Source organism: Rhodococcus sp. P3_B8 (genome assembly GCF_056402775.1).
The window spans coordinates 1-9,798 of record NZ_JBFUGT010000252.1; the positions used below are offsets into that span (position 1 = coordinate 1).

Consider the following 9,798-nt stretch of genomic DNA (forward strand, 5'->3'; position numbering starts at 1 on the left):
GTTCCTCACCTGATCCCTGCTTTGACGTGCCTCCTGGGAGTCGACATGCCGCAATCACTTGCCCGCCGCATGGATGGTCTGCACAGCTCCGCCATCCGTGACCTTCTCACCCTCACCGCCCGGCCCGACGTGGTCAGCCTCGCAGGCGGGCTTCCCGACCCCGAATTCATTCCGCGGGAACGGATCCGGAAGGAAGCCGAACTCGCGCTCACGGATCCGGCGTCCGTCCAGTACGGAGAGACCACCGGGCTGCGCCGGCTCCGCGACGTGCTCGCCGCACGGGAGGGTGCCAAGATCGGCCGGCCGCTGGGCGCCGCCGACGTCGTCGTCACCCACGGCTCGCAGCAGGCCCTGAGCCTGCTCGCGCAGGTGCTGCTCGATCCCGGCGACGTCGTGATCGTCGAGGAACCCGCCTACACCGGAGCGCTCCAGGTGTTCCGGGCCGCCGAAGCCGACGTCCGGTCCGTCGCACTCGACGCCGACGGGATGGACACCGCCGCCCTGCAGGGCATGCTCGAGGACGGACTGCGGCCTGCCGTGGTCCACACGGTGAGCAACTTCCACAACCCTCGCGGCGTCGTCCTGACGCCYGGCCGCCGGGAACACCTGGCCGCACTGGCCGACCGCTACGGGTTCTGGGTGATCGAGGACGACCCGTACGGCGAACTCTTCTTCGACGGACCACCGCCCGCGCCCGTCGCGGCGTTGTCGGACCGGGTGATCCGGCTGTCCAGCGCGTCGAAGATCCTGGCGCCGGCGCTGCGGGTCGGGTGGCTTCACGGCGACCGGCGGGTGTGCGAGGCCGTCGAGCTGCTCAAGCAGGGCGCGGACCTCTGCGGGTCGTCGCTGACGCACCAGATTGCCGCCGGACTGCTGTCGGACGAGCCGTGGCTGGACCTGCACCTGGAGACGCTGCGGGCCCGCTACGGGTCCCGGGCCCGGGCGCTCGCGGACGGCGTCACCTCGACGTTCGGCGACCGCGTCCGCGTGTCCTCGGCGGCGGGCGGGATGTTCTGCTGGACCGAGTTCACGGACGCGGATCTCGACACGGCGGCACTGCTGCAGACCGCCGTGGACCACGGCGTCGCCTTCGTCCCCGGATCGGCTTTCGGCGTCGCCGCGGAGCACCGGAGCGCTGTGCGGCTGTGCTTCGCGACCTGCTCGGAGGACGTGCTGGCGGGTGCGGTGGCGAGACTCGGCGACGCGTACACCGCTCACGCCCAGTCGTAGGTCCGTTCGACCGCCTTGTTCCACTCGGCGTAGAGCCGGGTGGACTCGGCCTCGTCCATCGCGGGTTCCCACGTCTTGTCCACGGCCCAGTTCGCGCGGATGTCGTCCTCGCTCTCCCAGAAACCGACGGCCAGCCCCGCGGCGTACGCGGCGCCCAGCGCCGTCGTCTCGTTGACGACGGGACGGATGACGGGCACGGCGAGAATGTCGGACTGGAACTGCATGAGGGTCTCGTTGACGACCATGCCACCGTCCACCTTGAGGGAGGCGAGTTCGACGCCCGAATCGGCGCGCATCGCCTCGATCACCTCGCGGGTCTGATATGCGGTGGCCTCGAGGGCGGCCCTGGCGAGGTGGCCCTTGTTCACAAACCGGGTGAGCCCGACGATGGCCCCGCGGGCGTCGGGCCGCCAGCGCGGAGCGAACAATCCGGAGAACGCGGGCACGAAGTAGGCGCCCCCGTTGTCGTCGACCGACTTGGCCAGATCTTCGATGTCCTTGGCGGACTCGATGATTCCCAGGTTGTCGCGCAACCACTGCACCAGTGAGCCGGTGACGGCCACGGATCCCTCGAGCGCGTAGACGGCCGGCGCGTCACCGATCTTGTAGCAGACGGTGGTGAGGAGGCCGTGCTTGCTGTGCACGGGAGTGGTCCCCGTGTTGAGCAGCAGGAAGTTCCCCGTTCCGTACGTGTTCTTCGCTTCGCCCTCCGACAGGCAGGCCTGACCGAACGTGGCGGCCTGCTGATCGCCGAGGATTCCGGCCACCGGCACACCGGGCAGCGTCCCGTGAGGGCGTCCGACGCCGTAGACCTCGGAGGAGCTGCGGATCTCGGGCAGCATCGACATCGGGATACCGAAATCGGCGCAGATCCCCGGATCCCAGTCGAGGGTCTCGAGATTCATCAGCAGGGTGCGGGAGGCATTGGTGACATCCGTCACGTGGGTGCCCTCGGTGATGTGCCACAGAATCCAGCTGTCGATCGTGCCGAAGCAGAGCTCACCCGCGTCCGCCTTCTCCCGGGCGCCGTCGACGTTGTCCAGAATCCACCGGACCTTCGGCCCCGAGAAATACGTGGACAGCGGCAGCCCGGTGCGCTTCTGGTACCGGCCGGGGCCCTCGTCGCCGCCGAGTTCCGTGCACAGTTCGTCGGTGCGCGTGTCCTGCCAGACGATGGCGTTGTACACGGGTTCTCCGGTGTTGCGGTCCCACACGACCGCCGTCTCCCGCTGATTGGTGATGCCGATCGCGGCGATGTCGCGTTTGGTGAGATCGGCCTTCGCGAGCGCGGACGCCACCACTTCGCGGGTGTTGATCCACAGCTGTTTCGGGTCGTGCTCCACCCAGCCTGCGCGCGGAAAGAACTGCTCGTGTTCCTTCTGGGCGACGCTGACCACGGCGCCGTCGTGATCGAAGATCATGCAGCGGCTGGAGGTGGTGCCCTGGTCTATCGCGGCGATGTACTGAATCACACGCATGAAGCTACTAGCCTGGCAGAGAATCCGTCGTCATCTCACAGGAGCCCGAGTTGAGTAGTCAGCCAGGTGTGCAGTTCCTCGGTCCCCGGCAGCGTGATGCCGCATGGGACAAGCTGCAGACCGAACAGTTCGACGTCGTCGTGATCGGCGGTGGTGTGGTCGGAGCCGGTGCGGCGCTCGACGCGGCCACCCGCGGGCTGAAGGTGGCGTTGGTGGAGGCACGCGACTACGCATCCGGGACGTCGAGTCGCTCGTCGAAGATGTTCCACGGCGGTCTGCGCTATCTCGAGCAGCTCGAGTTCGGGCTGGTCCGGGAGGCTCTTCGGGAACGTGAACTGTCGCTGACCACCCTCGCGCCGCACCTGGTGAAGCCGCTCAAGTTCCTGTTCCCGATCACCCACCGCGTGTGGGAGCGCCCCTACATGGCGGCGGGCATCTTCCTCTACGACCGCATGGGCGGCGCCAAATCGGTTCCGGCGCAGAAGCATCTGACGCGCGCGGGTGCGCTGCGGATGGCGCCGGGACTCAAGCGCAACTCGCTGACCGGCGGCATCCAGTACTACGACACCGTGGTCGACGACGCCCGCCATACCATGACCGTCGCCCGCACCGCCGCTCACTACGGCGCGGTCGTCCGCACGTCCACACAGGTGGTCGGATTCCTCCGGGAGGCGGACCGGGTCTCCGGAGTGCGCGTCCGGGACTKCGAGGACGGCCGCACCGCGGACGTGAAGGCGCACGTCGTCATCAACGCCACCGGGGTGTGGACCGACGAGATCCAGGCGTTGTCGCGGCAACGCGGCCGGTTCCGCGTCCGCGCGTCGAAGGGCGTCCACATCGTGGTGCCGCGCGATCGGATCGTGAGTGACGCCGCGATCATCCTCCGCACCGAGAAGTCGGTGCTGTTCGTGATCCCGTGGGGCAGCCACTGGATCATCGGCACCACCGACACGGACTGGAATCTCGACCTCGCGCACCCGGCGGCCACCAAGGCCGACATCGACTACATCCTCGGTCACGTCAACAAGGTGCTGGTGACGTCGCTGACCCACGACGACATCGACGGTGTGTACGCGGGTCTGCGCCCGCTGCTCGCGGGGGAGAGCGACGAGACGTCGAAACTCTCGCGGGAACACGCCGTCGCGCGYGTGGCGCCGGGTCTCGTCGCCATCGCGGGCGGCAAGTACACCACCTACCGGGTGATGGCCGAGGACGCCGTGGATCTCGCCGCCGAAGACATTCCCGCGCGGATGGCACCGTCCATCACGGAGAAGGTGCCGCTCGTCGGTGCGGACGGCTATTTCGCGCTCGTCAATCAGATCGTCCATCTCGGGGAGATGTACGGCCTGCACCCGTACCGCGTGAAGCATCTACTGGACCGGTACGGTTCGCTGATCGACGAGGTGCTCGACCAGGCGAGCGGGAAGCCGGAACTACTCCAGCCCATTACGGACGCACCGGCCTACCTGCAGGTCGAGGTCGTGTATGCGGCGGCGGCCGAGGGCGCCCTGCATCTCGACGACATCCTCGCCCGGCGCACGCGCATCGCCATCGAGTACTCGCATCGGGGTGTGAACTGCGCCGAGCAGGTGGCGCAACTGGTGGCCCCCGTCCTCGGCTGGGACGCCGACGCCGTCGACCGCGAGGTGAAGACGTATCAGGCGCGGGTGGAGGCGGAGGTGCAGTCGCAGGCCCAGCCGGACGACCTGTCGGCCGACGCGTTGCGGGCGGCGGCGCCCGAGTCGCGGGTCGAACTGCTCGAACCACCGGTCAGTGTGTCAGAAATACCTTGATGACCACGATGATCGTCGCGATCACGGCGAGGCCGAACGCGGCGAGGTGCGTGCCGCTCGTGACTCTTTCGCGGCGGAGACGGCTGATCACGTAACTGATCGAGCCGATACGGGCGATCATCACGATCTCGGCGGTCAATTGCGCGGTTCTCGGCTCCAGCCAGCCCAGCAGGGCCGTGCCGAGGATCACGGAAGGCACCACGGCGGACGTCAGGACGGGGACACTGTCCCGGAGTTCCCGTAGGCGTTCGGTGCTGGACAGTGTTCTGCCCAGGCGGAGCGACTGGCCTACCGACTCGGCGAACACGTGGGCGAGAAACGTGGACAGGGCGGCACCGAGGACGATGGCGATGCCCAGGGTCTCCTGGGATTTGGTCACCGGGATGAGCGCGGCGAGCACCAGGATGTTGCCGTAGATGTAGGCGCTGATGCGGCTCGCCGCGTGGTCGGGCGACAGCGGTTCGTCGCCGATCAGCGGCGGGCGATTCAAGAGCCTCGGAAGGTCCCAGTCCATCCTCCGAGCATTCCACGATCTCGTCGGTCAGCGGGTGTGGACGAGCGATTTCGGGGCGTGGGTGGCGACGACTCCCGACAGAGCCATGACGACGAGGGCTGCGACAGCGATGTATTCCATGTGACCGAGCATCGTCCCGGAACCCGTGAGCGGTGTGGGCGTTGTCTGTGAGCTCCCTGGGAACTCAGACCTTCGGGCTGTAGTGCTGGGGGTCGTCGCGCCTGCCGAGCGGTGGAAGATTGCGTCGGGGTGTGTGGACGAGCGGAGCGTGCGCGGGGGCGCGTCCGGTCTCGCGGTCCCAGCCTGCGCGGGCGCGCGGGTGGTAGCGGTAGCGCCAGGGCACGAGCCGGAAGAYGGCGCCCACGGCGCGGCCGGCGAGGGTGTGCAGGCGCTCGTCGCGTGTGGTCCAGCGGTAGCCGAGGAGGTCGCGGACCGGTTGGTCGTACATGCCGACCGTCAGCCACACGAAACCCTTCGCCACCGGGATGCGGAGGATCGCCCAGATCGGGTCGGGTAGCCACGACAGGAACGGGGGAACGCCGAGACCGGACAGGTCGAGGACGTCGCGGGTGGCCTTGTTGTCCTCGAGGACGTTGCGGCACATGTGATCCCAGTACTCCTGGAACGCCTCCCAGGTTTCCGGGACGGGGCGCATGCTCATTCCGTACAGGCGGTACCACTGGATGTGCTCGGTGAACAGCCGGCGCTTCTGGTCTTCGGTGAGGCCACCCATGAAGTGGTCGCCGGTGAGGATGGTGCCCATGAAGAAGGTGGCGTGCGCCCAGTAGAACGTGTCGGGGTCCAGGGCGTGGTACCTGCGGCCGTGTTTGTCGATTCCCTTGATGGTGTCGTGGTAGCCACGCACCTGTTCCGCCGTCTGCTGGGCGCGGTCGCCGTCGAAGACGACACCGCCGATCGGGTACAGCGACCGGTAGAGCCGCTCCCAGCGCTCGTCGAAGAAACGGGAGTGTTCCTCGACGCCCGCGCCGAGTCCGGGATGCATGTTCTGCATCGACCCGGCCCAGACGCCCTGCAGCATTCCGCGCCAGTCGCCGAAATACTTCCAGGTCAACGAGTCGGGGCCGAGGGGGACGGGAGCGGAGGCCGGGACGGGCGTACCGTCCGCATTCAAGTGACTACGCACGTTGTCAGACTAGGATCTGACAACGTGCGTAGTCAAGGATCGGAGCGAGAAGAATGACGCTGGAGGACCGGCGGGAAGTACGGCGGAATTCGCTACTCCGCGCGGGCATCGCGCTGCTCGGCGCCCCGGACGGGCCCGCGGTGAACGTGCGCGCGGTCTGCCGCGCCGCCTCGCTGACCGAACGGTACTTCTACGAGTCGTTCCAGGACCGGGACGAGTTCGTGCGCTCGGTCTACACCGCGGTGGGCGACGAGGCGCAGGCCGCCCTTGTGGAGGCCGTCGCGTCCACCGAGACCGCGCGGCAGCGCGCCGAGGCAGCCGTGGATGCATTCGTGAAACTCATGGTCGACGATCCCGCCATGGGCCGCGTGCTGCTGCTCGCACCGTTGTCCGAACCCGCGCTGAGCAGGCGCGGCATCGACCTGATGCCCGGCTTCGTCGCACTCGTGCACGACCAGCTGTCCGCCGTCGACGACGAGGTGGAGAAGCAGCTCGTCGCGGTCGGTGTGGTGGGCGCGCTCACGACGCTGTTCATCGGATATCTCGATGGAACTGTTGCCGCGTCGCGCGAGCAATTCGTCGCTCATTGCGTCACTCTGGTGGTGGAGGCAAACAAGGCCGGCCACGAGTGAGGTGCGCATGCCGTTCCAGGTATCCGTGGACGATCCGACTCGCCCGCAACCCGAGCTTCGGGTACTCGACCGCAAGTTCTTCCAACTCGTCGGCGAGTTCGTCTACGTCCACGGCGACACGGTGGTGACGGTGCCCGGCTGCGCCCCCATGCCGTGCCTTCTCCGCACGGATCTGGCATCGATCCCCGCGCCGCTGCAGGGCCTGCTCACCCCGTACGGGCGGCAACTACTTCCCGCGATCATGCACGACGACCTCTGCAAACGTGCGAGTGCACAGGGACCGGAGGGAAACACGCTGCGCCGGCGCGCGGACGAACTGTTCCGGCTCGCCCTGCTCGACGAGGGCGTCGGACCGTTCCGCAGCCGCATCTTCTGGGTCGGCGTCGAGGTCGGCCKGTTCTGGACGTTCACCGACGTCGCCCGGTTCCTCCTCATCGCGCACCAGGTACTCGGAATGTTGTGCTGGGTGGTGGGCGTGCCTTGGGCGACGGCGACCTCGCACTTCGGCCTGGCCGCGCTCTTTCTCGTGGTTCCGGTCGTGCTGTCGCTGTTGTGGCGCAGAGACTTTCCCGTCGCGCTACTCGGGTGCATCCTCCTGCCCGTCATCGCGCCGACGTATCTGCTGACGATCGCCACGGCCGCGGTGCTGTGGGTGCCGGACGGTGCCGCGTGGTTGCTCGGCCGCAGACGGACTCGCAGGCCGCCGCCGCTCGGGCCGCCGACCACGGTCCTTCGCTAGCCCACCACCGGGGGCTGGCAGTACGTGCAGAAGAAGATCTGCTGCTGACCGAGGTCGTGGCCTTCGATCACCGTCCCGCAACGGCGGCAACGTTTTCCGGCCCGCCCGTACACCCACGGCCGATGGCGGACCGAGTTGTTCTTGTCGATGTGAATCATCCGATGCGCGAGCGTGACCAGCGCGGGCAGGTCGGCCACCTCGCTCGACGGGGTGTAGGGGTGGACGCCGCGGAGGAAGCACACTTCGTTGCGGTATACGTTGCCGAGACCGGCCAGGTTGCGCTGATCGACCAGGGCGAGACCGATGGGCTGGTCGCCGGCCGCCCGGAGATTGCGGATCGCCGTGTCGGCGTCCCAGTCCGGTCCCAGCAGGTCGGGGCCGAGGTGGCCGACCGCGGACTCTTCGTCGTCACGCTCCAGGATCTCGGTGATGCCCAGCGAGAATCCGACCGCCACCCTGTCTTCGGTGGCGAGCACGATCCGGGCCTGGTGAGTGGGACGCCGCCACTTCGTGTCCGGCGCGTAGATGTGCCACGCGCCTTCCATCTTCAGATGCGTGTGGATCGAGTAGTCGCCGACCCGGATGAGGAGGTGCTTCCCGCGGCTGACCACCTCGTCGACGAGCCGGCCGGACAGGTCGACGGTGGCGTACCGGGGGACGCGCACGTCGCAGCGGGTCAGCACCTTGCCCTCGAGGGCGTCGCGAAGCGAGTTGGCGGTGCGCCAGACGGTGTCGCCTTCGGGCATCTCAGGCTCGCAACCGGAATCCGCGAGGGGTGGGCGAGAAACCGGCCTCGGTCAGGATCGGCGCGAAGTCGCTGCCGTGGATGGTGTCGCCGTCGACCTTCTCGACCACGATCTTGTCGATCCCGCCGCGCTTGACCACACCGGCGAGCGTGACCGCCGYGGTGCGGAGCACACCGGGGTCGTCGGTGAAGGTGAGGATCGTGCGCCCGCCGCGTTCGACGAACAGGATCAGTTCACCCTCCACGAGCACCACCAGGCCGCCGGCCTTGCGTCCCGGCCGGTGCGCGGGCGCATCGTCGCCGCGTTTCGGCCAGGGGAGAGCCGCCCCGTACGGGTTGGCGGGATCGCTGGCGGCGAGAGTCACGGCGGGCAGGGTGGTGTGCCTGCCCTCGAGCGAGTCGCCGTAGCTGCGGAGTCGGTCCACCACAGGCGGAGTGGAGAACTGTGCACCGCCGAGCGACTCGACGAAATGTCCGCGCCGGCAGCGGCCGTTGTCCTCGAACGTTCCCAGGACCTTGTACATCAGCGCGAATCCGCCGGGCACGTTCTCGGTCATCACGGACCCACGCGTCACCACCCCGTACCGCTCCAGCAGCAGTTCGGCGGTGGCGCTGGCACGCAGCGTGGCATCGGATTCGGCGGCGGGGAGTATCGACCACCGACCCCCGACCGTGGGCGGTGCGGTGCGCACCGGAACCGTCAGGCTGCGGTACGCGCGGGCCCGCGGGGGTCGTCGCGGCGACCGGTGGCTCGTGGTGGTCCTGGACGTGTCCGACAGCAGGGCGCGGACCGGGGCGAGCGTGTCGTTACCGATGTGGCCCAGCCACACCAGATCCCACAACGCCGTGGCCAGTGCGGTGTCGTCGGACATCTCGAGGGTGTCCGCGAGTTGCCGGAAGAAGTACGCGCCGCCGCCGGACAACGTGTCGAGCACCCGGCGCTGGATATCGGACAGGTCCGACTCCGCGGGCGCGGTCAGTGTGAGCGGTGCGGTGTCGGCGGGGTGGAGGCACACCCACCCGTCCTTCCCGGAGATGCTGCCCGCGCCCGACCACAGCACCTCGCCGGTGGAGGTGAGTTCGTCCAGCATGGCGGGGGAGTAGTCGGCCACCCGGGACGGCAGGATCAGTGACTCGAGTGCCGACGCGGGCACCGGAACACCGGCGAGCTGTTCCACCACGGTCGCGACGCCGTCGATGCCGCGCAACGTGCCCCCCACATGCTGCCAACCCGGGAGGAAGCGGCCGAGCGTCGCGGTGCTGACCGGTTCGACCTCCTGACGCGCCGCGGCCAGCGAGCGCCTGCGGAGACGCCGCAGAACCTCGGCGTCGCACCATTCGCTCCCCGTCGCGCCGGGACGGAACTCGCCCTCGACCACCCGCTTGCCCTGCGCGAGCCGCTGCAGCACGTCGCGGGCCACCGCGGAACCGAGCCCGAATCGGGCGGCGGCGTCGGTGATCGTGAACGGACCGTGGGTGCGGGCGTACCGGCTGATCAGGTCGGCCAGCGGATCGTCGACGGG

General features: G+C 68.6%; 9 protein-coding genes. 4 read left to right on the top strand and 5 right to left on the bottom strand.

Annotated elements, in window-relative coordinates:
• Nucleotides 1–45: 45 nt before the first annotated feature.
• Nucleotides 46–1,230 (top strand): aminotransferase-like domain-containing protein, encoded by a 1,185-nt coding sequence (locus AC1D1G_RS35855; protein ID WP_280782710.1) that lies wholly within the window; start codon nucleotides 46–48, stop codon nucleotides 1,228–1,230.
• On the opposite strand, the gene glpK is transcribed toward AC1D1G_RS35855, so the two are convergent.
• Nucleotides 1,215–2,708 (bottom strand): glycerol kinase GlpK, encoded by a 1,494-nt coding sequence (gene glpK, locus AC1D1G_RS35860; protein ID WP_283353419.1) that lies wholly within the window; start codon nucleotides 2,706–2,708, stop codon nucleotides 1,215–1,217. The two genes, AC1D1G_RS35855 and glpK, sit on opposite strands and share 16 nt — an antisense overlap.
• Nucleotides 2,709–2,758: 50 nt before the next feature.
• Between glpK and glpD the strand changes: the two genes are divergently transcribed.
• Nucleotides 2,759–4,501 (top strand): glycerol-3-phosphate dehydrogenase, encoded by a 1,743-nt coding sequence (gene glpD / locus AC1D1G_RS35865; protein WP_477955832.1) that lies wholly within the window; start codon nucleotides 2,759–2,761, stop codon nucleotides 4,499–4,501.
• Here glpD and AC1D1G_RS35870 read toward each other — a convergent pair.
• Both AC1D1G_RS35870 and AC1D1G_RS35875 read right to left on the bottom strand, forming a co-directional pair.
• The gene (locus tag AC1D1G_RS35870; RefSeq protein ID WP_283333043.1) at nucleotides 4,479–5,015 is read right to left on the bottom strand and encodes a hypothetical protein; all 537 of its coding nucleotides are present in this window, start codon (nucleotides 5,013–5,015) and stop codon (nucleotides 4,479–4,481) included. The two genes, glpD and AC1D1G_RS35870, sit on opposite strands and share 23 nt — an antisense overlap.
• Nucleotides 5,016–5,199: 184 nt before the next feature.
• Nucleotides 5,200–6,159: an oxygenase MpaB family protein gene (locus tag AC1D1G_RS35875; protein WP_477955833.1), complete on the bottom strand. Its 960-nt coding sequence runs from the start codon at nucleotides 6,157–6,159 to the stop codon at nucleotides 5,200–5,202.
• Between the two features lie 53 nt (nucleotides 6,160–6,212).
• Here AC1D1G_RS35875 and AC1D1G_RS35880 point away from each other — a divergent pair, with 53 nt between their 5' ends.
• Entirely contained in the window at nucleotides 6,213–6,791 is a 579-nt protein-coding gene (locus tag AC1D1G_RS35880) for a TetR/AcrR family transcriptional regulator (protein WP_477955834.1), read from the top strand.
• 7 nt (nucleotides 6,792–6,798) lie between these two features.
• Nucleotides 6,799–7,530, top strand: coding sequence for a DUF1353 domain-containing protein (locus AC1D1G_RS35885; RefSeq protein WP_477955835.1), 732 nt, complete (start codon nucleotides 6,799–6,801; stop codon nucleotides 7,528–7,530).
• On the opposite strand, the gene AC1D1G_RS35890 is transcribed toward AC1D1G_RS35885, so the two are convergent.
• On the bottom strand, nucleotides 7,527–8,276 hold the full coding sequence (locus AC1D1G_RS35890; RefSeq protein WP_283333046.1) for a DNA-formamidopyrimidine glycosylase family protein: 750 nt from the start codon (nucleotides 8,274–8,276) through the stop codon (nucleotides 7,527–7,529). The two genes, AC1D1G_RS35885 and AC1D1G_RS35890, sit on opposite strands and share 4 nt — an antisense overlap.
• Before the next feature lies 1 nt (nucleotide 8,277).
• A partial coding sequence (locus tag AC1D1G_RS35895) for an Lhr family ATP-dependent helicase (protein WP_477955837.1) occupies nucleotides 8,278–9,798 on the bottom strand: 1,521 nt, incomplete at its 5' end.